Origin of the sequence: Acinetobacter sp. WU_MDCI_Abxd143 (assembly GCF_025514195.1) — a bacterium.
GTDB classification, from domain to species: Bacteria; Pseudomonadota; Gammaproteobacteria; order Pseudomonadales; family Moraxellaceae; genus Acinetobacter; species Acinetobacter pittii_H.
In genome coordinates this window covers 197,101-220,031 of record NZ_JAHPTH010000003.1, presented here as the reverse complement: position 1 = coordinate 220,031, position 22,931 = coordinate 197,101, and the positions used below count along the sequence as shown (strand labels likewise).

The following is a 22,931-nucleotide window of genomic DNA, read 5'->3' as shown; positions in this document are numbered from 1 at the left end:
GAAGATGATGCAGCCGCAAATGGGGGGGATTATTCAGGTAAATATTCCTGATAAAGCTACTTTACAAGCAAGCTATATGGGATATGTGCAAGGTGGGGGTCTATTCGTACCATCAAAACAAAAGGTAAAGATGGGGCAAGAAATTTTCATTTTGGCAACTTTACCTGAGCAGTCCCAAAAAATTCCTCTAACAGGTAAAGTAATCTGGATCTCCCATAAGCAAAGTGGATTTAAACCTCAAGGTTTTGCTATTCAGTTAAGTGGAGATAAGGGAATTTACTATAAAAACGAGGCAGAACGAGTTTTGGCTGGTAGTATGTCTCTAGACCGCCCAAGTTATACCATGTAATTAAATAGGAAAGAAAAGTGTTTGTTGATACGCATTGCCATTTAACGATGTTAGATTTAACGCCTTATAACGGTGATCTGGACCTTGCGCTTGCAGCAGCGCGAGCAGAAGGAGTGTCTAAGTTTATGGCAATTTCCGTTGATCTCGATGACCATATTGCACTATCTGAGATTGCAAAGAAACATGCAGATGTTGGTTATACGGTAGGTGTGCACCCTTGTGAGGATGTGGACACAATGGCACGTGCAACAACTGAATATTTGGTTGAATTGGCTCAATCAGAAAAAGTATGGGCTTTAGGTGAAACTGGACTGGACTATTATCACAGTACAGATTTTATTGAAGAGCAAAAGACATGTTTTGCAAGACATATCCAAGCTTCAAAAATTGTAAAAAAACCAGTTGTGGTTCATACCCGATCAGCAAAGCATGATACGGTAGATATTATCCGTGCTGAACAATCAACCCATGGGATTCTGCATTGTTTTACTGAAGATTGGGAAACAGCAAAAGCTGTATTGGATTGTGGTTACTATATTTCCTTTTCAGGAATTGTGTCATTTAAGAATGCACAGGATTTGCGCGATGTAGCTAAACAGGTCCCACTAGATCGCCTTTTAATTGAAACAGATAGCCCATATTTAGCACCTGTCCCATATCGTGGTAAAACAAATGAACCAAAATATGTGCCTTATGTAGCCAAAGCGCTCAGTGATGTATATGATAAATCGGTTGAGGAAATTGCAATGATCACCTCACAAAATTTTGAGAACTTGCTAAAAGCGATTTAGGTCATTGAAACTATAGAAGAGAGTAATTGCGTGAAGATGGATCGTCAGGCTCAGTTCCGAGCAAGAGAAGTATTAATATTTCAGGTTGCGGAACAATTATTGCTAGAAAATGGCGAAGCCGGAATGACACTTGATGTCTTGGCTGCTGAGCTTGATCTAGCAAAAGGAACTTTGTACAAACACTTTCAAAGTAAAGATGAGTTGTACATGCTGTTGATCATTCGTAATGAGCGTATGTTACTTGAAATGGTTCAAGATACTGAAAAGGCTTTTCCAGAACATTTAGCTTTTTTCATGTTGCATCATTTACATCATCCTGAGCGAACAGTTTTATTTCACCAAATTGAAGAAAAACTCTCAATAACTGCTCAAGGTGTACATCATCTTTTTCATGAGCTTTATCAGGTTCGTAAACAGCGATTGCGAATTATCATTCGCATGACAGATCATTATTTAGAATCTATTCAAAGTAATATGACGACTCGTGATTATTTGGCTTCTATTTGGTCATTAACACATGGTGCAGCAGCTATTCTCAATTCAAGTTTTTACCAACGGTATTTAGGTTCAAGAGACACTTTGAGAGTGGCTTATATTGATCAGGCATTAGCCTTACCTAAACAAGCTGTTGAGCAATATGCTTAGGTCGATATGAAATCTCAATCACCTAAATCCCAAAAAGGTTTTACACTTATTGAAGTGATGGTGGTGATTGTTATTATGACGATTATGACTTCACTCGTCGTACTTAACATTGGTGGGGTTGACCAAAAGAAAGCAATGCAAGCAAGAGAGCTATTTTTGCTTGATATACATAAAATTGGTAAAGAGTCGCTTGATCAATCTCGTGTTCTAGCTTTATCTACTCTTAGTGAAACCGACGTTTCACCATTTTCTTATGAATTATATGAATATCACGACCAGAGTAAATTACAGGTTCAGGATATAAAAAATCGCTGGCAAAAATATTCAGAATTTACTACGCGGCAACTGCCTAAACACGTATCGTTTACAGTACAAACTTTAGATGAGCAAAACTATTCAAAAGCTACGAATACCGATTTAATTGGAGGGCAGGCTCCCCAGTTAATCTGGTTCGGTAACGGTGAAGCTAAAACTGTGAAAATACAGTTTTACTTTGAACAAAAACCAATTGGTTCAGAAATACAAATTGATCATTTGGGTAAAATAAATGAAATCTAAAGGCTTTACTCTATTAGAAGTAATGGTTGCTTTAGCAATTTTTGCAGTAGCGGCTGTCGCGTTAACTAAAGTAGCCATGCAATATACTCAATCTACCTCAAATGTAATTCTTAGAACCAAAGCTCAGTTTGTAGCAATGAATGAAATTGCTTTAATGGAGATAAATCAGGAATGGCTTGAAGGTACTCAAAGTAAGCAAATTACTTCTCAAGGCGAAACTTGGCAGATTGACAAATCTGCACAATCTACAATTAGCCCGAATGTTCAGAAAGTAGATTTACAAATTAGCTTATATGATTCTGATAAGGGCAAAGTTCAAAATGGTATTACTCACTTGGTGTTTTTTAATTATCCAATGAAAGCAAAATAATGATAAAGAATAAATGTTTTCGCTCACCAAACTCAGCTTCTCGTCTTGCGGTACGATCAGAGCAGATGATGAGGGGTTACTCTGAGCAAAGCTCTTCGTCTTGCGCTCAGACAAAGCTTCGCTTTGTTAATCCTCGCTCAGGATTTACTTTAGTTGAGCTTTTAGTTTCAATTGCAATTTTTGCTATTTTATCTTTATTGGGGTGGAAGGTTTTTGACTATTTATTAAAAGTTCGTGATCGTAATACTCAACATGAAGTGCAGCTATTTGAATTACAAGATGCTTATCAACAAGTTTTGCGTGATACATTGCAAATTATACCTTTATCAGCCAATCAAGGCGGGCAATTACGTCCAGCTTTAGAGATTGATAATCAAGTTCTCCGCTTTAGTAAGGCGGGTGTTACTGATCCATTAAAGCAAGGATTATCACCTTTTGAGCGTATCGAATATCGATATGATCCTGATCAAAAAAAGCTTTATCGCCTTAAATATAGTAACTTAAATACTTCAAATAGAGAGCAACCTTTATCAAGTACGCTGTTGAGCCAAGTTGAACAATTTCAAATTATGGTTTTGACACCTCAAGAAGTAACAAAGTGGCCTGAAGTTAATATTGACCCTACAAAACCTGATGAATTTAGGAAGTTGCCAAAAGGAATAAAAATGCAACTCACGGTTGCAGGTGTAAGTTATGAGTGGATTTATAGCTTAAACCAAGGTGACTTATCGCTCTCCAAACAGGGAGGTCAATAAATGTTACTCTATAAAAAAAATCAGCAAGGTGTAGCATTACTCACAATTTTGATAATGGTTGCTTTAGCTACAATTTTAGCTGCTTCTATCGCAAAGCATCAAACTAATACAATGGAAAATACAGGTTATTTGATGCGTCAAAATCAGTCATTACTCTATGCAAAAAGTACAGAAGCTTTTTTTTCTGAATTATTAATTCAAGATGCAAATAATGCTGGTGGCATCGATCACTTAAAGGAAAGCTGGGCTCAGCCAATGCCACCTTTTCCAATAGAAGATGGAGTCGTATCGGGGCGCTTACTAGATGAGTCAGGAAAATTTAACCTAAACAATTTAACGACCAATGAAGGTAAGGTAAACGAAGCTGCTAAAAATTGGTTTGAGCGATTGCTTGTGCGTGTAGGGTTGCCAGCAGAGTTAAGTCAAGCAGTTATTGATTGGCAAGATCCAGATGACGAACCATCTGGACCTATGGGGGCAGAAAGTAATTATTATGAAGGCCTTGATCCTGGTTATTTAGCTTCAAATGCTAAATTTCATCGTATAGAGGAGTTGAAGTTGGTAAGAGGTTTTGAAGGCAAGAAATATGATTTAATCGCACCATACATTTCTGCATTATCTGAAAATACAAAAGTGAATATTAACACCGCATCGCCATTAGTATTAGCGAGTATTGATCAAAAATTGGATTTAGGGACTATAGAAAAAGAACTTCAATTACGCCAACAGAATTTAAAGTTCTTTCAAAATATTGATGAATTATGGCAATTGAATGCTTTTTCAACAGTTGATCCACAAAAGAAAACTGAAGTTAGTAGCCTTTTAGATGTAAAGTCGAACTTTTTTCAAGCACAAATTGAGGTTGTGTTGAATAATAGAAAAAGACAGTTTACAAGTGCTTTAATGCGCAGTGATAAGCAGGTTTATGTATATTCTAGAAATATAGCGCCTTTTAACTAATTGAAAATTTATGATTTATTTATTTTTGGTAGACTGTCGAGGTTTGTAATTATAAATTTTTTATCGAGTACATATTTAAATAAATATAATTTTTCTATATATGTATCTCCAATGTTTCTTCATAAGTCTTATCATACTTTTTGCTAATTGTTTCTAATTGAAAAGTGGTGCGAAATTTTCGTCTTTTGCTTTATAATAATGTTCTTAGAAGGAATGATCGATTTGGCACATGTTAATTCGTAAGTTATTTAAGTTTGAAAATGCACATGTCGTACGTAACTGTACATCGGATCGTTGTAAGCGATCAATTCATGGACATAGCTATAAAGTTGAGTTATTGCTTAAAGCTTCGAAATTAGATCATGGGCAAATGGTTTATGATTTTGGACTCCTAAAGGGAGTAATAAAAGATCTTTTCGATAGCTTTGACCATGCAATCTGTTTTTGGGAAAAAGATGATCCTCAGTATATTGATGCATGTCAGACTTTTAGTGCTCGTTGGATTTCTTTACCTGTTTCACCGTCGGCTGAACAGTTTTCACGTATTTTCTTTTATCTAGCTCAGCAAGTTTTACAATCAACAGTCACTCAAAATGGGGAAGGTGATGTTGAAGTATATTCTGTTATTGTTCACGAGACTGATACTGGATATGCTCAAAGCTTTATTGAAGATATTCAAAACGAACAAATGGGTATTTTAAGTCTTGATGGAATTGTCTTTTCAGAACAAATTCAGATAGAGTGGGCAAATCCACACATGTATGAAGACTTGAAAAAAGGGATTAAATTTAATAATCCTCAAGTTGATTTGCAAGTCGAAGTATAAGTCGAATTACTTATTTTATTTGTAGAATTGAAAATTGATCTAGGATGACATTAATGCAATTAACTGAGCAACAGCAAGATAAACTCAGTAAAGTTCAATTAGAAGAAAGTTGGAAAAGATCTTTAGCACCTTTTCTATTAAGTCCTCAGATGGATAACTTGCGCGATTTCTTATTTCAACAGAAACAAGCTCAAAAAATAATATATCCACCAAGTAAGCAAATCTTTAATGCTTTAAATACCACACCATTGGCTGATGTGAAAGTTGTGATTTTAGGGCAAGATCCATACCATGGCCCAAATCAAGCTAATGGCTTAAGTTTCTCTGTTCAAAAAGGTGTTGCATTACCACCATCTTTACGCAATATTTTTCATGAATTACATACAGATTTAGGTATTCCAGCTCCTCGCCATGGTGACTTAACAAAGTGGGCTAAACAAGGCGTGCTTTTACTCAATAGTGTGCTTACGGTTGAGGCTGGACAGCCGACTTCACATCAAAAGCAGGGTTGGGAAGCCTTTACTGATGAAGTTATTGATGTTCTAAATGAACAGAGACAACATATAGTATTTATTTTGTGGGGTGCTTATGCACAGCGCAAAGGACAACGTATAAATAGAGATAAACACTTGGTTTTAACAGCCGCACATCCATCACCTCTTGCTGCAAATAGAGGGGGATTTTTTGGATGCAAAGTGTTTTCAAAAACAAATCAATATTTGAAACAACATGGCATTGAGCCCATAGACTGGCAATTGGACGCATGATGAACTCTCCCAATGTAAATAACTATCACCCGGACTTGGTGGTTGAAGAAGCAAAAAACGGCTGGCGTATAGTACGTTTGAATCGTCCTAAATCGTTGCATGCTTTAGACGAATCAATCGTAACGGCATTATTGCGTGTATTTGAAGATTTCCGTGACGATGAACAGGTTAAAGCAATTTGGTTAGACTCAACTACACCAAAAGCTTTTTGTGCAGGTGGTGATGTTAGAAAATTACGCCAACTTGTTATAAATCAAGAAGTCAATACCGCAAATAAGTTCTTCCAGCAGGAATATGCTTTAGATCTACTTTTACATAATTATGCTAAACCGGTTGTGGTTTGGGGAGAAGGTTATGTAATGGGCGGTGGTTTAGGCTTGTTTATGGCTGCACCATTTCGTCTAGTGACGCCATATTCACGTTTAGCAATGCCTGAAATTAATATTGGTTTATATCCTGACGTTGGTGCGAGCCGTTTCTTGGCAGATCGTGGTCCAATAGGTTTGTTTACGGGTTTAACCGGTTCAATCATGACTGCTGCTGGAGCATATAGCATCGGTTGGGCAACACATATTTGTGAAGCACAGCGTGATAATGTTTTGCAAAAAGTTTTAAATATTAATTGGGCTCATTATCCTGCAGGGGATTTTAGAGCAATTGATGATACTTTAAATAGTTTGCACCGTCCTGTTGCGGCAGGTCCATTGCAAAACTCACTTGATGTAATTCATAGCGTTTGCCGTGGTTTCAATTTTGAACAAGACTATCAAGCGATTGTTAGTTTGCGTGATGCGAGCAGTGATTGGTTACGTCAAGCGAGTGAAAATTTGCAAAAAGGATCTCCTAGTACCGCGGCAATTACTTGGTTACTGTGGCAATGGGGCAAACAAATTCACTCATGGGATGAGGTGTTTGATCTAGAGGCTCAGATTTCTGAGTGGAAAATCCGTCATCCTGACTTTGTTGAAGGTGTACGCGCACGCTTGGTAGATAAAGACTTATCACCAGAATGGAAGCAATGTGATGATCTCAGCTTAAGAGGTATTTTGGCTGATTGTCCACCAGTAACTTCAATTGATAGCTGGAATGCCTTACTTAGACAACACGGTGTGATCACCTAAAATAAATGACTGAATATAGTGATGAATACTGGATGCAGCTTGCTTACGAGCAAGCTGAATTAGCTGCTCAGCAGGGTGAGATCCCCGTTGGAGCGGTTCTGGTGAGCCAAAATCGAGTAATTGGATCGGGATATAATGCTCCAATTACTTTATTAGATCCGACTGCACATGCAGAAATTCAAGCTATCCGTTCAGCGTGTTCCTCTTTAGAAAATTATCGATTACCCGAAGATACAACTTTATATGTCACTCTTGAGCCATGTACTATGTGTGTAGGTGCGCTCGTACATGCAAGAATTAAACATGTGGTTTTTGGTACGCCAGAACCTAAAGCAGGTTCTTTGGTGAGTGCACGTCAGTTATTACAGCAAGGTTATTATAATCATAGGTTTACATTTCAAAATGGTTGTCTACAAGAAAAATGTGCTCAACAGCTTAGCCATTTTTTTAAACAAAGACGTGAGCAAAAGAAACAAGAGAAACAACAAAAAACGTCCTTAAATGATTAAAAATTAACATGCTCTTATGGCAAACTAACGCGGTTTTAATGCCATGATTCTATTTAATAGGACGATCTAATGCGTAATGTAATTACTGTAAAAAAAGAATTTAATGCTCCTCTTACCGATGTATTTAACTTGCTCTCTAAGCACTCAACTTACAATACTGCCTTTGCACCTTTACAAGTTGTGCGTATTAAAGACTCCGCAGATTCTAAAAGACCTGATGGTTTGGGCTCGGTTCGACGTATGGGATTTGGTCCAATCAAGCCACTTAAAGAAGAAATTACATTGTTGGAAGAAAATAAAAGTATTGAGTACAAATTGATAGACAATCCTTTGATTAAACACCATTTGGGTAGAATCGAGTTTTCTGAGATTACCCCATACATTACTTTAGTTACATACCGCATCGAGTTAACGGCAAAGGCGCCAGTGGTAAGTAAATTAATCCTTGCACAGCTAAAACTAGCCATTACACTAGGCTTTTCGAGATTAGCTAAAGCAGTTGCTTCTTAGTGAGAGTTCAATGACAGTTCAAATTATTACTATTGATGGTCCGAGTGGTTCGGGTAAAGGAACATTGGCTGCAAAACTTGCAGCACATTATCAATATCATTTACTTGATTCGGGTGCCTTATATCGTTTGTTAGGGTTGTCATTACATAAACATGATTTATTAGAGAAATTAGATAGTCAGCTTGATGAATGTATTCAATATGCACGTCAACTGGATATTAAATTTGAGACTTCTGCATCAGGGATTTTGGTTTTTTTGGATGGTGAAGATGTGTCTCAAACAATCCGTACAGAGCGAGTTGGTGAGTACGCTTCAAAAGTTGCAGTAGTTCCAGAGCTTAGACAGGCACTATTTGAAAGACAAAGAGCTTTTGCGCAAAGTCCTGGTTTAGTTGCAGATGGCCGTGATATGGCAACATCTATCTTTCCAGAAGCTAATGCCAAAATTTATCTGACAGCTTCGGCCGAGTCGCGCGCTGAGCGTAGAGTAAAACAGTTGCAGGGTATGGGGCTAGATGCTAAAATAAACGACATTTTAGCTAATATACAGGCGCGTGACAAAAGAGATATGGAGCGAGAAGTTGCTCCGCTCAAGCCAGCCAAAGATGCTTATATCATTGATAGTTCGGAATTAACGATCGATCAGGTATTTAAGTTAATGGTTGATTATGTCGATAGCCGTACTATTTAGTAAATAGAATTATCAGTTGAAGCATAGCTTGATCAGTCTATAAAGACTATGTTGATACTTAACTAAACCGGCCTTGTCTGATCCAAGACCGCTGAATTTATCAGGTATATCATGACCGAATCTTTTGCAGCCCTCTTTGAAGAAAGTGAATTAAACCTCAACGTTGAAAAGGGTGCAGTCATCCAAGGTGTTGTTGTAAACATCGATAGCGACTGGGTAACTGTTGACACTGGCCTAAAGTCTGAAGGCATTGTTGACCGTGCTGAATTTTTAAATGAACAACGTGAACTTGAAGTTCAGGTTGGTGATACTGTTGACGTAGTTGTTGAAGCTCTTGACAACGGTATGGGTCAAACAGTTTTATCACGTGAAAAAGCTAAGCGTGCTGAAACTTGGACTAAACTTGAAAAAATCTTTGAAGATGGCGAAATCGTTACTGGTGTTATCTCTGGTAAAGTTAAAGGCGGTTTCACTGTTGACATCGGTCCTGTTCGTGCATTCTTACCAGGTTCATTAGTTGACACTCGTCCTATCCGTGACACTACTCACCTTGAAGGTAAAGAGTTAGAGTTCAAAGTAATTAAACTTGATGCTAAACGTAATAACGTTGTTGTATCTCGTCGTGCTGTTATGGAAGCTGAATCTTCTGCTGACCGTGAAGCATTACTTGCTCAACTTGAAGAGGGTCAAACAGTTACAGGTACAATCAAAAACCTTACTGATTACGGTGCATTCGTTGATCTTGGCGGTATTGATGGTCTTCTACATATCACAGATATGGCTTGGAAGCGTATCAAGCACCCTTCAGAAGTTGTTGAAGTTGGTCAAGAAGTTACTGTTAAAGTACTTAAATTTGACCGTGAACGTAACCGCGTATCTTTAGGCCTTAAACAATTAGGCGAAGATCCATGGTTAGCGATCATGAGCCGTTACCCTAAAGGTTCTATCGTTAAAGCTCGCGTAACTAACTTAACTGACTACGGTTGTTTCGCTGAAATCGCTGAAGGCGTTGAAGGTTTAGTTCACGTTTCTGAAATGGACCACACTAACAAAAACATCCACCCATCTAAAGTTGTTCAGATTGGTGATGAAGTTGATGTTATGGTTCTTGAAGTTGATGAAGAACGTCGTCGTATCAGCCTTGGTATCAAACAAACTCGTGCTAACCCATGGGAAGAGTTTGCTAAAGCTCATGAGAAAGGCGAAAAAGTATCTGGTACTATCAAGTCTATCACTGACTTTGGTATCTTCATTGGCTTGAACGGCGGTATCGATGGTTTAGTACACTTGTCTGATATTTCTTGGAACGAGCAAGGTGAAGAAGCTATTCGTCGTTACAAGAAAGGTGACACTGTTGAAGCTGTTATCTTGTCTGTAGACGCTGAAGGTAACCGTATCAGCCTTGGTATCAAGCAATTGAACAGCGATCCGTTCAATGACTTCTTAGCTGCTAACGAACGTGGTGCTTTAGTTAAAGGTACTGTAACTGCAGTTGATGCTCGTGGTGCAACTGTTAAGTTGGCTGACGAAGTTGAAGCAACTCTTAAAGCTTCTGAAATCAACCGTGACCGCGTAGAAGATGCGACTAAATTCTTAGAAGTTGGTCAAGAAGTTGAAGCGAAGATCATCAACGTTGATCGTAAATCTCGCTCTATCAACTTGTCTATCAAAGCGAAAGACGAAGCTGAAGAGAAAGAAGCAGTTGCTAGCTTGCGTACAGCGACTACAAGTCAAGACAATGGTCCTAAGACTATTGGTGACTTGATCAAAGCACAAATGAAGTAATAAGTTAACAAAGTACAGTTTCATGTAACGGAATTGTACTTTTTATACAAATTACTGTAAACGGTAGCCTAGTATTCAACATACTGCGCTACCGTTTTGTATTTAAACAGGTTATTATCGAACGACATAGAGTAGCAATAAATAACGAGGTCGTAGATGACTACTGAAGCTCTTAATAAGTCTGATTTGATTGAACGCATTGCGCTAAAAAACCCACACTTAGCTGAACCTTTGGTGGAAGAGGCGGTTAAAATTATGATTGATCAAATGATAGAAGCACTATCAACTGATAATCGAATTGAAATCCGTGGTTTTGGTAGCTTTGCTTTACACCACCGTGATCCAAGAGTTGGTCGCAATCCTAAAACAGGAAAATCAGTTGAAGTTGCAGCTAAAGCTGTTCCACATTTCAAACCCGGAAAAGCCCTTCGTGATGCTGTAAACGAATCTGGGAAATAAATAAAATTTATAAGTCGGGGGGCCTATGCGTTATATTTTAATTGCATTGCTTATTGTTGTATTTGGCTATTCTTTAGCACTTGTTTTGCAAAATCCAACAGAGCTTTCTGTTGATTTGTTATTTACTCAAGTTCCTGCTATGCGTTTAGGCTTATTATTGCTACTCACATTAGTACTAGGAACAGTGGTCGGTCTTTTACTAGGTGTACAGGTTTTCAGAGTATTCCAAAAAGGTTGGGAAATTAAACGCCTGCGTAAAGATATTGAACATTTAAGAAAAGAACAAATCCAAAGTGCTCAATTAGCAGCAGCAGAAGCAGCTGCAAATGTAAGACATGAAAAAACCGTTGTAGATATTTATCCTCAAGATAAAAATTCTACTCCGCTATAATCCCCGTACTACTCTTTATTGATGAGTAAAGAGTAGTATCTCCCTAATTTAATCTGTTCTTCTTTTATTCTTCTAAATATAAACTCTTTTAGTCTTATCGCTTTTAAATTTGAAAAGCGAGCCTCTACATTCCTTTATTCCTTCATGATTTGTCTATTATAATAACGCTGATTTTATATGATGGAAGAAAGTCTCTTGAGTATCATTGTTGCGTTAGATGCAAAAAGCCAATATGACGCTTTAAAAATTGTTGAACAGCTTGACCCTGCTTTATGCCGTGTAAAAGTAGGTAAAGAGCTTTTTACTCATGAAGGCCCATCTATTGTAAAAAAACTGCAAGAACAAAATTTTGAAGTTTTCCTTGACCTTAAATTTCACGATATTCCTAATACTACAGCTCAAGCTGTTTGTGCGGCAGCTGATTTAGGCGTATGGATGGTAAATGTTCACGCTTCAGGTGGTCGTAAAATGATGGAAACCTGTGTTGAACGTTTAAAAGCAGGTAACTATCAAACTCAACTTATTGCTGTGACAGTACTCACATCAATGGGCCGTGAAGATTTAAAAGATATTGGTTTAGATATTGAACCTGTAGAGCATGTGAAGCGTCTAGCTAAATTAACTAAAGAAAGTGGCTTGGATGGGGTGGTTTGTTCTGCTCAAGAAGCTAAGATTCTTCGTGAATTGATCGGGCAAGACTTCTCTCTGGTAACACCAGGAATTCGCCCAGAGGGTTCTAATGCAGACGACCAAAAACGTATTGTGACTCCAAAGCAAGCTATGCTTGATGGTTCTACACATCTGGTTATTGGTCGACCGATTACTAAAGCAGAAAACCCAACAGAAATGTTGAAATCTATTCTGGCTTCAATTGCCTAAAAATTTAGAAATAAGCTAATTAATAACGGCGCGAGTAGGCTTAATAATAAGCCACTCATCATGGCATGTGGTACATAATGTGTACCACATGACTGTTTTACCATGGCTAAGGTAACGTCCATTGAGGTTGCTCCAGCACTTGAGATAGCAGGGCGTGGAAAACGCCATCCCATCGTATACATTAGAAAAATAGCAACGATTTCCCTAAATAAGTCAGTTAATAAGGCAATTCCACCTAGTTCTGCCGAATGTAATTGCGTAAATAAAATCCCTGACATTGAATACCAGCCATAACCTTGTGCTAAAGCTAAAGTTTCATTAAGTGTAAAATGTTTGTGAAGTAAGTAGTAATTCAAAAAGCCCGCTATACATGACCCTATAAAAGCAGCTAACGGTACAATTAAAATCTTCCAGCTTAACCAAGTGCGGTTAAAGTGGGTAAAGGCAAGTTCAATACCAATTAAGAAAATAAAAAGTAATAATAAATACCAGCTATTAAATGCGATATGTGAGGTGAATTGAGTAATGATAGCGCCGAATAAAACACCGACACCTAGTGCAAAAAAAGCCTTCGCAATGTTCTTTAAAGCATTTACAAAAAGTTGTAGGGAGATTTTTCCTTTGACGCTTTGTTTATCAAAAATTGTATAAGCAAATAAACACGTAAAGAACGAACCAAAAGACGTGGTAAGAGCAATGATAATCGCTGGTGGGAGTATGGCAGAAGGATTCTCGATTTGATCAAGGGCCAATGTTAATTCTAAAGCTACACTCGCTAAGAGAATATAAGAAAAATAGGGAAGTATTTTAAATATAAAGTGTCGGATATTTAGAGATAGTTTTGGAGCTAAAAAATAACCGGAAGCAAGTGCTAAAAATATTTGAATAATGAGATAAAGAGATTGCATATAATAGATAGATTGTTATCAACCTACCTATTATGTCTTGAACATTTTAAGCTGCATAGCTCTGTGAGCTTTTATTTAAAAGTAAGTAATCTTTGGACTTAACTTTACGTGTTTCTAACCAATACTTCCATGTGTAAGTTGGCCATAGAGAAAAGTTCTTTCCATCGGCAGATTGATACCAGCTACTACAGCCACCAGCTTGCCATACAGTTCCTTGAAGCTGCTTTTGAACACGTTTATTAAAAGCATCTTGAACTTCCGGTTTGATCTCGATTGCTTTTTGACCAGATTTTTCTACAAGTTGAGTAAGCTGTAAAATATAATTTACTTGAGATTCAATCATAAAAATAATCGAATTATGTCCTAAAACAGTATTTGGCCCGACGAGTTGGAATAGGTTAGGAAAATTCTTGGTCATTATTCCATAATAACTTTCTGCACCATCTTTCCAAGCTTGTTTTAGCTCGATTTGATTGCGTCCAATACAGGTAAAATGTTTTAAATAAATACGTGGGTCAGTAATAAAACCTGTACCGTAAATTAAACAATCAATAGGACGTTCTTTACCATCTTTAGTGATAATACTGTTTTCTTTAATCTCTTGAATGCCATCAGTGACTAACTCAACATTTTTTCGATTAAAGGTAGGAAAGTATTTATTTGAGATAAGAATACGTTTACAGCCCATAACGAAGTCAGGTGTGAGTTTTTTTGCTAACTCTTTATCTTTAACTTGAAAACGGATGAATGCTTCTGCCAATTTTTGGCCATACTTCATGATTTGAGGTTGGACAATGGGTACAACGCGAGATTCATTACTCCAGTAAAGGCGACTACGATGAATTTGGCGATAAATATTTGAAGATTTGAATAATGCTTTACTTAAACTTGAATATTTGCGCTCATCTCGTGGTATGACCCATGCGGCCGTTCTTTGAAATACATAGAGCTGTTTAACATCTTTAGCTATTTCAGGAATATATTGGATTGCACTGCCGCCCGTACCAATAGATGCGACTGACTTTCCGTTTAAGTCATAGTCATGTTCCCATTTTGAGGAATGAAATACTTTTCCTTTGAATTTTTCAATCCCTTTGATAGGAGGAATTTGTGGGATGTGTAGGGGGCCTGAGGCAAAAACTACAAATTGAGCTTCTATAGAAGGTTGGTCCTTAAAATCTAGAGTCCAGACATGACGTGTTTCATCATATTGGACATGAGTTACGTCGTGCTTAAATTTACAGTAATTTTTAATTTTATATTTTTCTGTAATACTCTGAATATATTCAAAAATTTCTGGCCCTTCAGCATAGCGTTTTGTCCAATCTGTTTTTGGTGCAAAAGATAATGAATACATATGAGATTGAACATCACATGCTGCACCTGGATAACGATTTTCTCGCCAAGTTCCACCGACATCGTTTGATTTTTCTAAAACAACAAAGTCGTGCTGTTGATTTTGTAGTAAACGGATTGCCATAGCTAGGCCACCAAAGCCAGCACCAATAATAGCGATTTTAGTTTTTTGAATAGCATCTTGCTTTGTGTTTAGCATTGGAAACCCTGCATAAGCTGAAAAGAGGATTGCACGCAAGACTAACGTTTTTTAATCAGTTTAAACATGATTGTATCGACGTGAAAATTGATAGATTAGGCAATTAATTTTCTTGCTTCTTTATAGTAAAACATTTCAGTCTAGGGAAATTGATAGAAGAATGAAACGGTCGATACTTGGTTTAATCTATTTAATTCAAGGAATGCGCAATGCTGGCATTGATGTCGACTCACGTTTGGCCGATATAGGTATTAAAGTCGATGCTTTAGACCCGAGTTCCACAATTCATGATCGCCTTGAATGGGACATTCAACAAATAATTAGTAAAAATGTAGAGCCTGAAAAGGGTTTATTTATTGGACAGCATTATGCTTTAGCGGGTTACGGCCCATTGCTTATGCTGCTTGTCACAAGTCATGATATTCATACTGCTTTAAATAAAGGTATAAAATATCAAAAGCTTACGCACTTATTTGGTAGCTTAGCTTTATACGAAACTGATGAGCGCACCATTCTAAATTATTTGCCTGTTGATTTGAAAACTGAAATTGGTCAGTTACGGGCACAATGCGAAGTCTCGGGGACTTATAAGTTTATTCAAGATATTTATACGATGATGGGATTACAAATGCCTACGATGCGTATAGAACTTCCATTCGAAAAACCTACTGATTTAGATACTTTGTCACGCTATTTTGCATATTATGGCGAAGATGTGCATTTTAATGGTAAATATGCGGCGTTTAGCCTAAGTAAGGATGTACTTGAAATCAAGATTCCTTCTGCCGATATCATTACACATCGTATTTATGAATCAAAATGTATTGCAGAAATAACAAGATTAAATCAACAAGATCATCAAACTCCACATATCATACAATGTGTGCAAGATTATCTTGAGTTGCAACAAGGAATTATCCCGAGCATGGCAGAAACGGCTTTTGCATTGAAAATGCCTGAAAGGACATTAAGGCATCAACTGCAACAGCTAAATACGAGTTATAAGCAAATTCGTGAACAAATTATCAAGAATAAGGCATTGAAGCTTATGGAATATAGGGAATACTCAATAGAGGTTGTTGCCGAATTACTCGGCTATTCTGAACCAGCGGCATTTAATCATGCTTTTAAACGATGGTTTGGGCAGAGTCCTCGACAATATGCAAAAGAGTCATCGTCGTAACTCTTGATGCTAAAAGCTAATGTGGTTGAACAAAATGTTCGCTATACTCTCATCAGTTAAAATTGAAATAAAACGATATGTTAAATTTAAAATCTTCTCATAGTACTGCATTCACTCCTTCTTCCCCAGCAGAACGCTATGCTGAGGCTTTAGCTTCAGGCCAATTTATGGCAGATGAAGCGCAAGCACAGGCAGTGCAAGAATTAGATCGCGTATGGAAGGAGCTTTTAAACCGTTATAAAGCCTCTAAAAAAGCTTTCCGTCGTTTTCGTCGCCAAACTTCACCTAAGGGTGTATATATGTGGGGCGGAGTAGGTCGTGGAAAAACTTGGCTGATGGATCAATTTTACGAGTCTGTACCATTTCGCCGTAAAACACGTATGCATTTTCATCATTTCATGCAACATGTTCATAAAGAGCTAAATAAGCTTTCAGGCCAACGTAATCCGCTTGAAATTGTAGCTGACCAAATTTATAAAGATGCTGTTGTTATCTGTTTTGATGAATTCTTTGTCTCAAACGTAACAGATGCAATGATCTTGAGTGATTTATTCCAAAAATTATTTGTCCGCGGTGTGACGTTAATTGCAACATCAAACATTGCACCAGATGGCTTATATAAAAACGGTATTCATCGTGATCGCTTCTTACCAACAATTGAAATGGTTAAAAAGAACTGTGCTGTTTTAAATGTAGATGCGGGTGTGGACTATCGTTTGCGTGTACTAAAACAGGCTCAATTATTTAAATCACCATTAAGTAATGAAGCACAAAATTGGATGTCAGAGCGCTTTAATGCATTAACTCACACCCAAGCTCATTCTAAAGAGCCGATTGTGATTAATAATCGTGTGGTTGAGACGCTGGGACATACAGAAGATGTGTTGTGGTGTGAATTCTCTGAACTCTGTTTTAAACCACGTAGCCCAGCAGATTTTATTGAAATTGCGAATATTTATAATACGGTTCTAGTGAGTAATGTTCCTCATTTGACAGATTTCTTATCAGAAGGTACTCGACGTTTTATTTATCTAGTTGATGAATTCTATGATCGAGGTGTGAAATTACTTTTAACGTCTCAAGATAGTATTATTGATATTTATCAAGGTGAAAAATTAGCATTTGAAATTGAACGTACGCGTTCACGTTTGTTAGAAATGCAGTCTGATGAATATTTACATTCTGAACACCGACATATTGATGCTACTAAAACCTCTTAAGTAAAGTAGATATGAAAAGCGCTCTAGATAGAGCGCTTTTTTTACAACAAAAATAGATAAATTTAGTTAAATAGTGCTTTTTCACGGAGCAAAGTTTGATATAACTAAATACGCTTTAGAAAAACAAGATAGTGAAACTTTTTGTATGTTAACAAAAAGTCTAGTTTCAGTATCTTTAAATATTGAATAAATTGATGGGAATCCTAGTTAGAATTTTAATATTTCCTATATAGAAAAATTTATCTTTGTCAATAGTTTTGCAAGGGAAAATGCTTACTATTTAGGAATGTGATATTAGTATTCAGCTTAATTTAAATCGGTATACTAGGATTCTCTTGGTATAAAAAGTAGCAACTTCAGGAAAGACAATGACTGCACGTATTCAAAAAGGCAAGTTAGCGATTGCTAAAGAACTTTACGATTTTATCGAAAATGAAGCTTTACCAGGTTCTGGTTTAGATAGTGAAACTTACTGGAAGAACTTTGAGCAAGTTGTTGTCGATCTTAGCCCAAAAAATAAAGCGTTATTGGCTAAGCGTAATGAATTACAAGCAAAAATTGATGAATGGCACCGTAACAATAAATTTGAATTAGGTGCTTATAAAGCGTTCTTAACTGAAATTGGTTATTTATTACCAGAGGTTGAAGATTTTCAAATTACTACTGAAAATGTAGATGAAGAAATTGCGTTATTGGCAGGACCACAGTTAGTTGTACCTGTACGTAATGCACGTTATTGCTTAAATGCAGCAAATGCCCGTTGGGGTTCTTTGTATGATGCACTTTACGGCTTCGATGTAATTTCTGAAGAAGGTGGAGCTGAAAAGGGTAAAGGATATAACCCTGTTCGCGGTGCAAAAGTTATTGAGTTCGCTAAGAATTTCTTAAATGGAGTTTTCCCGCTTGCTCAAGGTTCACATGCAGATGCAACAAAATATGCAATTGAGCAAAATAAACTCGTTGTAACTTTGAAAGATGGTTCAAAAACAGGTTTAGCTCATGAAGCTCAGTTTGTTGGTTTCAATGGTGAAGAAGCAAATCCTTCAGAAGTTGTACTTTTAAGTAATGGTCTTCATGTCATTATCGAAATTGATGCAAATAGCCCAATTGGACAAACTGATCCAGCGGGTGTTAAAGATTTAACATTTGAAGCGGCAGTAACCACAATTCAAGATTTGGAAGACTCTGTTGCGGCTGTGGATGCAGAAGAAAAAGTTGAAGGTTACCGTAACTGGTTAGGTTTAATGAAGGGTACACTTCAAGAATCTATCGAAAAGAACGGTAAAACGATTATTCGTGATCTCAATAAAGATCGCGAAATTAAAAACTTAATTGGTGGTACAACAAAACTTCATGGTCGTTCACTTATGTTACTTCGTAACGTAGGTCACTTAATGACTAACCCAGCTATTTTGGTAGACGGCGAAGAAATTTTTGAAGGTATTATGGATGCATTGGTAACTCCATTGTTATCAATTGCTGATATCCGTAGTACAAACGAAAATAAGAACTCTCGTAAAGGGTCTATGTATATTGTTAAGCCAAAAATGCATGGTCCAGAAGAAGTTGCATTTGCCGTAGAGTTATTTGAACGTGCTGAACAGGCGATTGGATTACCACCTAAATCGTTAAAAATCGGTATTATGGATGAAGAGCGCCGTACATCTGTAAACTTGAAAAACTGTATCGCTGCTGCTAAAGACCGTACGATCTTTATTAATACTGGCTTTATGGACCGTACGGGTGACGAAATCCATACTTCTATGGAAGCTGCGCCAGTAGTTCGTAAAGAAGCTGTTAAAACACAAAAATGGATTGCTGCTTACGAAAACCGTAACGTCGCAATTGGCTTGAAATGTGGTTTACAAGGTAAAGCACAGATTGGTAAAGGCATGTGGCCAAAACCAGATAGCATGAAAGATATGTTAGCGACTAAAGCTGCACATCCAAATGCTGGTGCTTCATGTGCTTGGGTTCCATCTCCAACTGGCGCTGTACTTCACGCGATGCATTACCATCAAGTGAATGTAAAAGCACGTCAAGATCAGTTAAAAGCTGAAGAAATGTTGTCATTAGATGACTTGTTAACCCCTCCATTTGCACCTGATACAAACTGGTCAGCAGAAGAGATTAACAATGAACTTGAAAACAACTGCCAAGGTATCTTAGGTTATGTTGTTCGTTGGGTTGACTTAGGTGTAGGTTGTTCGAAAGTTCCTGATATTAACAACGTGGGCTTAATGGAAGACCGTGCAACATTACGTATTTCTTCTCAACATGTTGCTAACTGGTTACGTCACGGTATTGTGACTCGTGAACAAGTTGAAGAAGTGCTTAAACGCATGGCCAAAATTGTTGATGAGCAAAATGCGAATGACCCATTGTATAAACCAATGGCAGCTAACTTTGAAACAAATATTGCTTTCCAAGCAGCTTCTGATCTTATCTTCAAAGGTTGTGAACAGCCTTCTGGTTACACTGAGCCGTTACTTCATGCTGCTCGTTTGAAGTTAAAAGGTTATACAGGTGATTAATTTCATCCTGTTTTGAAAAAAAGCCTCTTCGGAGGCTTTTTTTATTTTCGGTATATTTTGTGCATTATAAAATGCAGACTTATAGTTAAAAGGTTTTGAGATTGATTAACTTAAAAAATCTTAATCGTGAGAATTGGATTCAATGTGCAAAGTTGTCGTTGGATGAATCTCAAAAGGACTATGTTGCATCAAATGTATATTCTATTGCTGAGTCTAAAGTGGAAGAACATTACTGTCCAAGAGTGATCTGTTTTAATGATGAAGTTGTTGGGTTCCTAATGTATTGCGTCGAAATTGATCCACCTGATAAGACATTATTTTGGTTATTTCGTTTGATGATTGGCAAAGATAATCAAGTCAAAGGTTATGGTACTAAGGCATTGCAAATAGCAATTGATGAAATGGCTGCAAAAGGAGCTAAACGAATTAGAACGATGTATAAATCATTCAACTATGTGGCTGGAAAACTTTATAAAAAAATGGGTTTCCGAGAAACTGGAGAATATGATGAGTGTGGAGATATTATTTTAGAGTTGAATATTTCTAATTAAAAAAACGCTAACTGAAGATTCAAGTTAGCGCAGGAGTTAATAGAGTTAAATATATTGAAAAGCAATATTAGTTACTGCTCACAATTCCAATTTTAGTGACACCTAAACGTTGTGCAGTGGCCATGACCATCGCTACATTCTTATATTCAGCCATCTGGTCTGGTTTGAGTTTGATCTGGTCTTGATCTTTTTTAGCAACAACACCTTGAAATAAAGTCTCTAGCGCCTTTCGGTCAGAAACCTCTTGGTTATTCCAAAATACTTTGCCTACCGTATCAATTCTTACATCAATCACTTCAGGTGGCTTTTCATTTGTTGGTGGCGGTGTGCCATTTGGCAAATTAATATTAATCGCGTTGTTTGGTGCAGGTATAGTAATAATAAACATAATAATGAGTACCAACATGACATCAATAAGAGGTGTCATGTTGACTTCTAACATCACATCATCATCATTATTTGAACCGACATTCATACCCATAAAATTCTCCTTAAGTTAATTACGGGGAGGCTGGAGGGGTAGTAACAAAAGCAATTTTGCCAATACCAGCTTCTTTGGTCGTACTAATGACCTGATCTATCGCTTCAAAATGGGTAAGCTGATCACCCCGAATATGAACTTCTGGCTGAGGTCGTTTTTGTGCAACTACTTGAAGTTTTGCCAGTAATATCTCTTTACTAGGCACATAACTTTCGTTCCAGAAAATATCGCCTTTTTTATTTACTGACAGTTGAATATTTTCAGGCGTGGTTGCGTACGGCGTATTTTTTTCTTCTGGTAGTTTCACTGGAACCGTATGTGTGACTACCGGAATAGTAATAAGAAAAATAATAAGTAAAACCAACATGACATCAACCAGAGGTGTCGTGTTAATTGTGCCAATCATTTCATCATCATCTTCAGAACCAACACTCATACCCATAATGTTTGCTCCTGATTATTTAATACTGCGATTAACTGAATTATTGGTATTAATTTCTCCACTTAATAAAACCGCGTGTAAATCTGAACCAAATGAACGGACATTTTCCATAACTGCTTTATTGCGGCGAGTAAGCCAGTTGTAACCAAGTACAGCAGGTACTGCGACTGCAAGACCAATCGCTGTCATAATCAGAGCTTCACCAACGGGGCCTGCAACTTTATCGATAGACGCTTGACCTGAGATACCGATGGCTGTTAATGCGTGATAAATTCCCCATACAGTACCAAAAAGACCGACAAATGGTGCAGTAGAACCTACCGTTGCTAAAAAGGCTAAACCACCGCCTAAATGATTTTGTATTTTCTCAATTGCGCGTTGAATTGAAATGCTCACCCATGTATTAAAATCGATTCGTTCAAGTAAAGAACCGCCATGTGATTTAGTTGAATTAATGCCTTTTTCTGCAATAAAGCGATAAGCGCTACTTTGTTCTAAACCTTCTGCAGCATTATCAAGGGAGGTAGCTTCCCAGAAGTGTTTTTCAGCTTCTTTGCCTTGGCGTTTGACTTTACCTTGCTGCAATAGTTTAGAGATGATGATGTACCAAGTTCCAATCGACATGAGTACTAATATAAATAAGGTAGACTTAGCAACTAAATCACCTTCGCGCCAAAGGGCTTCTAGGCCATAAGGGTTTTTAACAGTTTCACTTGTTGCAGGCTTTGGTGGCGGAGTTGGAGTACTTGTATTTGAAGTAGCTTCAGTAGTTGCTGTGGCCACAGGAGTATTGCTTGCTTCTTCTGCGAAAACTGAGCTTAATGGAAGTAACGAGCAAGCTGCGATTAGACTTGCAGAAGCGAAACGAACTAAAGGTTGAGTTGATTTTTTCATCATTTTATCTCCAATATTTTTTAATTTCTTGCTAATTCAAATGTTTATTCAATTACAAATGGATATTCAATTTCATACCAATCTTGTTGAGGTACACCATCTTTCATTGCTGGTTTGAACGTACATAAGCTGTAAGCTTTAGTTGCAGCCTTATCTAAAATTTTGCTGCCACTCGATTTTTTTACTTTGGCATCAATAACTTTGCCGGATGTATCAACCAGAACACGTATACGCACTGTCCCTTGTTCTTCATTCATAAGTGCTTCGCGTGGATATTCTGGTTTTTCACAACCAGCAGAACCCTCTGAGACACCACGACTTACACCAGCTGGTTTGGGTGCTGGCGCAGCAGCCACTGGAGCAGGTGCGGCAACAGGGCTTGGTGATGGGGTACTAGGTGTAGCAGGAGCTGGGGTAGCCACTTTAGTTGGTTGAGCCACCGGTGTCGTTTTTTGTACAGGCGTCACTTTTTCGACCTGTTTCACTGGCTCAGGAACCTTGGCAACTTTTTCTACCATTTTAGGTGGCTCAGGCGGTTTTTCCTTAGGTTTTGGCTCCTCTGGTTTTGGTGGAGGAGGCGGCTTAATATCCTGAATAATTTGTAATTCCACAGGTTTTTCTGCTGGTTTTTGAATATTTTTTGCTAAACCTGACATCAGAATATAGGCAACAAGAAGATGCAGGAAAATGACTGCAGCAATACCAATTAGGCGTTTGGCAGATTTATTTTCTATGTCTGTAAAAGTCATGCCCATAGTTACTCCTGAAACTGTAGACAAACAATTTTTAAAATGACT

General features: G+C 37.5%; 27 protein-coding genes. 21 read left to right on the top strand and 6 right to left on the bottom strand.

The window, feature by feature from the left end:
- The first annotated feature begins 7 nt into the window (after nucleotides 1-7).
- The 17 genes from KTI79_RS09075 (at nucleotide 8) to pyrF (ending at nucleotide 12,366) form a co-directional block, all read left to right on the top strand.
- On the top strand, nucleotides 8-349 hold the full coding sequence (locus KTI79_RS09075) for a PilZ domain-containing protein (protein ID WP_025470317.1): 342 nt from the start codon (nucleotides 8-10) through the stop codon (nucleotides 347-349).
- Between the two features lie 17 nt (nucleotides 350-366).
- Nucleotides 367-1,140, top strand: coding sequence for a TatD family hydrolase (locus KTI79_RS09070; protein ID WP_032053796.1), 774 nt, complete (start codon nucleotides 367-369; stop codon nucleotides 1,138-1,140).
- Nucleotides 1,141-1,176: 36 nt separating this feature from the next.
- The gene (locus KTI79_RS09065; RefSeq protein WP_016141197.1) at nucleotides 1,177-1,785 is read left to right on the top strand and encodes a TetR/AcrR family transcriptional regulator; all 609 of its coding nucleotides are present in this window, start codon (nucleotides 1,177-1,179) and stop codon (nucleotides 1,783-1,785) included.
- 6 nt (nucleotides 1,786-1,791) lie between these two features.
- The gene (locus KTI79_RS09060) at nucleotides 1,792-2,343 is read left to right on the top strand and encodes a type II secretion system protein (RefSeq protein ID WP_032053797.1); all 552 of its coding nucleotides are present in this window, start codon (nucleotides 1,792-1,794) and stop codon (nucleotides 2,341-2,343) included.
- Nucleotides 2,333-2,713 carry a type II secretion system minor pseudopilin GspI gene (gspI, locus tag KTI79_RS09055; RefSeq protein ID WP_032053798.1) on the top strand — a complete coding sequence of 127 codons (381 nt, stop codon included), beginning with the start codon at nucleotides 2,333-2,335 and terminating at the stop codon, nucleotides 2,711-2,713. Before KTI79_RS09060 ends, gspI begins: the two co-directional genes overlap by 11 nt.
- On the top strand, nucleotides 2,713-3,468 hold the full coding sequence (gspJ, locus tag KTI79_RS09050; protein WP_032053799.1) for a type II secretion system minor pseudopilin GspJ: 756 nt from the start codon (nucleotides 2,713-2,715) through the stop codon (nucleotides 3,466-3,468). Before gspI ends, gspJ begins: the two co-directional genes overlap by 1 nt.
- Nucleotides 3,469-4,428, top strand: coding sequence for a type II secretion system minor pseudopilin GspK (gspK, locus tag KTI79_RS09045; RefSeq protein WP_032053800.1), 960 nt, complete (start codon nucleotides 3,469-3,471; stop codon nucleotides 4,426-4,428). It abuts the gene before it with no gap.
- 229 nt (nucleotides 4,429-4,657) lie between these two features.
- A complete protein-coding gene (locus KTI79_RS09040; protein WP_032053802.1) occupies nucleotides 4,658-5,254 on the top strand; it encodes a 6-pyruvoyl trahydropterin synthase family protein in 597 nt (198 codons plus the stop codon).
- Nucleotides 5,255-5,307: 53 nt separating this feature from the next.
- Nucleotides 5,308-6,021 (top strand): uracil-DNA glycosylase, encoded by a 714-nt coding sequence (ung, locus tag KTI79_RS09035; RefSeq protein WP_032053803.1) that lies wholly within the window; start codon nucleotides 5,308-5,310, stop codon nucleotides 6,019-6,021.
- A complete protein-coding gene (locus tag KTI79_RS09030; protein ID WP_262468433.1) occupies nucleotides 6,018-7,142 on the top strand; it encodes an enoyl-CoA hydratase/isomerase family protein in 1,125 nt (374 codons plus the stop codon). Before ung ends, KTI79_RS09030 begins: the two co-directional genes overlap by 4 nt.
- A gap of 5 nt (nucleotides 7,143-7,147) precedes the next feature.
- Entirely contained in the window at nucleotides 7,148-7,651 is a 504-nt protein-coding gene (gene tadA / locus KTI79_RS09025; RefSeq protein ID WP_032053805.1) for a tRNA adenosine(34) deaminase TadA, read from the top strand.
- A 69-nt stretch (nucleotides 7,652-7,720) separates the two neighbouring features.
- A complete protein-coding gene (locus tag KTI79_RS09020) occupies nucleotides 7,721-8,161 on the top strand; it encodes an SRPBCC family protein (protein ID WP_032053807.1) in 441 nt (146 codons plus the stop codon).
- Nucleotides 8,162-8,171: 10 nt separating this feature from the next.
- A complete protein-coding gene (gene cmk, locus KTI79_RS09015) occupies nucleotides 8,172-8,852 on the top strand; it encodes a (d)CMP kinase (protein WP_032053808.1) in 681 nt (226 codons plus the stop codon).
- A 111-nt stretch (nucleotides 8,853-8,963) separates the two neighbouring features.
- The gene (gene rpsA, locus KTI79_RS09010; protein WP_002121348.1) at nucleotides 8,964-10,637 is read left to right on the top strand and encodes a 30S ribosomal protein S1; all 1,674 of its coding nucleotides are present in this window, start codon (nucleotides 8,964-8,966) and stop codon (nucleotides 10,635-10,637) included.
- A gap of 156 nt (nucleotides 10,638-10,793) precedes the next feature.
- A complete protein-coding gene (locus KTI79_RS09005; RefSeq protein ID WP_002121337.1) occupies nucleotides 10,794-11,096 on the top strand; it encodes an integration host factor subunit beta in 303 nt (100 codons plus the stop codon).
- A 25-nt stretch (nucleotides 11,097-11,121) separates the two neighbouring features.
- Entirely contained in the window at nucleotides 11,122-11,487 is a 366-nt protein-coding gene (locus KTI79_RS09000) for a lipopolysaccharide assembly protein LapA domain-containing protein (RefSeq protein ID WP_016141186.1), read from the top strand.
- Between the two features lie 180 nt (nucleotides 11,488-11,667).
- Complete coding sequence (pyrF, locus tag KTI79_RS08995) at nucleotides 11,668-12,366, top strand: orotidine-5'-phosphate decarboxylase (RefSeq protein WP_086375780.1); 699 nt, start codon at nucleotides 11,668-11,670, stop codon at nucleotides 12,364-12,366.
- On the opposite strand, the gene KTI79_RS08990 is transcribed toward pyrF, so the two are convergent.
- Nucleotides 12,363-13,274, bottom strand: a complete 912-nt coding sequence (locus tag KTI79_RS08990; protein ID WP_032053810.1) for a lysine exporter LysO family protein — start codon at nucleotides 13,272-13,274, stop codon at nucleotides 12,363-12,365. The two genes, pyrF and KTI79_RS08990, sit on opposite strands and share 4 nt — an antisense overlap.
- A 46-nt stretch (nucleotides 13,275-13,320) precedes the next feature.
- Entirely contained in the window at nucleotides 13,321-14,868 is a 1,548-nt protein-coding gene (locus KTI79_RS08985) for a flavin-containing monooxygenase (protein WP_079284160.1), read from the bottom strand.
- Between the two features lie 121 nt (nucleotides 14,869-14,989).
- Between KTI79_RS08985 and KTI79_RS08980 the strand changes: the two genes are divergently transcribed.
- From KTI79_RS08980 to KTI79_RS08965, 4 genes are all read left to right on the top strand, one after another.
- Nucleotides 14,990-16,012: an AraC family transcriptional regulator gene (locus KTI79_RS08980; protein WP_032053812.1), complete on the top strand. Its 1,023-nt coding sequence runs from the start codon at nucleotides 14,990-14,992 to the stop codon at nucleotides 16,010-16,012.
- Nucleotides 16,013-16,089: 77 nt separating this feature from the next.
- The gene (gene zapE / locus KTI79_RS08975; protein WP_032053813.1) at nucleotides 16,090-17,232 is read left to right on the top strand and encodes a cell division protein ZapE; all 1,143 of its coding nucleotides are present in this window, start codon (nucleotides 16,090-16,092) and stop codon (nucleotides 17,230-17,232) included.
- A gap of 368 nt (nucleotides 17,233-17,600) precedes the next feature.
- Entirely contained in the window at nucleotides 17,601-19,766 is a 2,166-nt protein-coding gene (locus KTI79_RS08970) for a malate synthase G (protein ID WP_032053814.1), read from the top strand.
- Between the two features lie 101 nt (nucleotides 19,767-19,867).
- Nucleotides 19,868-20,317: a GNAT family N-acetyltransferase gene (locus tag KTI79_RS08965; RefSeq protein ID WP_032053815.1), complete on the top strand. Its 450-nt coding sequence runs from the start codon at nucleotides 19,868-19,870 to the stop codon at nucleotides 20,315-20,317.
- A gap of 67 nt (nucleotides 20,318-20,384) precedes the next feature.
- Here the strand turns inward: KTI79_RS08965 and KTI79_RS08960 are convergent, their stop codons facing one another.
- From KTI79_RS08960 to KTI79_RS08945, 4 genes are read right to left on the bottom strand one after another with little or no spacing between them, the layout of a single operon-like run.
- Nucleotides 20,385-20,798 carry an ExbD/TolR family protein gene (locus KTI79_RS08960; RefSeq protein ID WP_086375781.1) on the bottom strand — a complete coding sequence of 138 codons (414 nt, stop codon included), beginning with the start codon at nucleotides 20,796-20,798 and terminating at the stop codon, nucleotides 20,385-20,387.
- A gap of 19 nt (nucleotides 20,799-20,817) precedes the next feature.
- On the bottom strand, nucleotides 20,818-21,240 hold the full coding sequence (locus KTI79_RS08955; RefSeq protein ID WP_032053817.1) for an ExbD/TolR family protein: 423 nt from the start codon (nucleotides 21,238-21,240) through the stop codon (nucleotides 20,818-20,820).
- 15 nt (nucleotides 21,241-21,255) lie between these two features.
- Nucleotides 21,256-22,137 carry a MotA/TolQ/ExbB proton channel family protein gene (locus KTI79_RS08950; protein ID WP_086375782.1) on the bottom strand — a complete coding sequence of 294 codons (882 nt, stop codon included), beginning with the start codon at nucleotides 22,135-22,137 and terminating at the stop codon, nucleotides 21,256-21,258.
- A 41-nt stretch (nucleotides 22,138-22,178) separates the two neighbouring features.
- A complete protein-coding gene (locus tag KTI79_RS08945; protein WP_032053819.1) occupies nucleotides 22,179-22,889 on the bottom strand; it encodes an energy transducer TonB in 711 nt (236 codons plus the stop codon).
- Nucleotides 22,890-22,931 lie beyond the last annotated feature (42 nt).

Excerpts from the sequence above, each read along its gene's own strand:
- KTI79_RS09075 (WP_025470317.1), top strand. The coding sequence starts at position 8 with ATGCAGCCGCAAATGGGGGGGATTATTCAGGTAAATATTCCTGATAAA.
- KTI79_RS09065 (WP_016141197.1), top strand. The coding sequence starts at position 1,177 with ATGGATCGTCAGGCTCAGTTCCGAGCAAGAGAAGTATTAATATTTCAG.
- KTI79_RS09060 (WP_032053797.1), top strand. The coding sequence starts at position 1,792 with ATGAAATCTCAATCACCTAAATCCCAAAAAGGTTTTACACTTATTGAA.
- gspI (WP_032053798.1), top strand. The coding sequence starts at position 2,333 with ATGAAATCTAAAGGCTTTACTCTATTAGAAGTAATGGTTGCTTTAGCA.
- gspJ (WP_032053799.1), top strand. The coding sequence starts at position 2,713 with ATGATAAAGAATAAATGTTTTCGCTCACCAAACTCAGCTTCTCGTCTT.
- gspK (WP_032053800.1), top strand. The coding sequence starts at position 3,469 with ATGTTACTCTATAAAAAAAATCAGCAAGGTGTAGCATTACTCACAATT.
- KTI79_RS09040 (WP_032053802.1), top strand. The coding sequence starts at position 4,658 with ATGTTAATTCGTAAGTTATTTAAGTTTGAAAATGCACATGTCGTACGT.
- ung (WP_032053803.1), top strand. The coding sequence starts at position 5,308 with ATGCAATTAACTGAGCAACAGCAAGATAAACTCAGTAAAGTTCAATTA.
- KTI79_RS09030 (WP_262468433.1), top strand. The coding sequence starts at position 6,018 with ATGATGAACTCTCCCAATGTAAATAACTATCACCCGGACTTGGTGGTT.
- tadA (WP_032053805.1), top strand. The coding sequence starts at position 7,148 with ATGACTGAATATAGTGATGAATACTGGATGCAGCTTGCTTACGAGCAA.
- KTI79_RS09020 (WP_032053807.1), top strand. The coding sequence starts at position 7,721 with ATGCGTAATGTAATTACTGTAAAAAAAGAATTTAATGCTCCTCTTACC.
- cmk (WP_032053808.1), top strand. The coding sequence starts at position 8,172 with ATGACAGTTCAAATTATTACTATTGATGGTCCGAGTGGTTCGGGTAAA.
- rpsA (WP_002121348.1), top strand. The coding sequence starts at position 8,964 with ATGACCGAATCTTTTGCAGCCCTCTTTGAAGAAAGTGAATTAAACCTC.
- KTI79_RS09005 (WP_002121337.1), top strand. The coding sequence starts at position 10,794 with ATGACTACTGAAGCTCTTAATAAGTCTGATTTGATTGAACGCATTGCG.
- KTI79_RS09000 (WP_016141186.1), top strand. The coding sequence starts at position 11,122 with ATGCGTTATATTTTAATTGCATTGCTTATTGTTGTATTTGGCTATTCT.
- pyrF (WP_086375780.1), top strand. The coding sequence starts at position 11,668 with ATGGAAGAAAGTCTCTTGAGTATCATTGTTGCGTTAGATGCAAAAAGC.
- KTI79_RS08990 (WP_032053810.1), bottom strand. The coding sequence starts at position 13,274 with ATGCAATCTCTTTATCTCATTATTCAAATATTTTTAGCACTTGCTTCC.
- KTI79_RS08980 (WP_032053812.1), top strand. The coding sequence starts at position 14,990 with ATGAAACGGTCGATACTTGGTTTAATCTATTTAATTCAAGGAATGCGC.
- zapE (WP_032053813.1), top strand. The coding sequence starts at position 16,090 with ATGTTAAATTTAAAATCTTCTCATAGTACTGCATTCACTCCTTCTTCC.
- KTI79_RS08970 (WP_032053814.1), top strand. The coding sequence starts at position 17,601 with ATGACTGCACGTATTCAAAAAGGCAAGTTAGCGATTGCTAAAGAACTT.
- KTI79_RS08960 (WP_086375781.1), bottom strand. The coding sequence starts at position 20,798 with ATGGGTATGAATGTCGGTTCAAATAATGATGATGATGTGATGTTAGAA.
- KTI79_RS08955 (WP_032053817.1), bottom strand. The coding sequence starts at position 21,240 with ATGGGTATGAGTGTTGGTTCTGAAGATGATGATGAAATGATTGGCACA.
- KTI79_RS08950 (WP_086375782.1), bottom strand. The coding sequence starts at position 22,137 with ATGATGAAAAAATCAACTCAACCTTTAGTTCGTTTCGCTTCTGCAAGT.
- KTI79_RS08945 (WP_032053819.1), bottom strand. The coding sequence starts at position 22,889 with ATGGGCATGACTTTTACAGACATAGAAAATAAATCTGCCAAACGCCTA.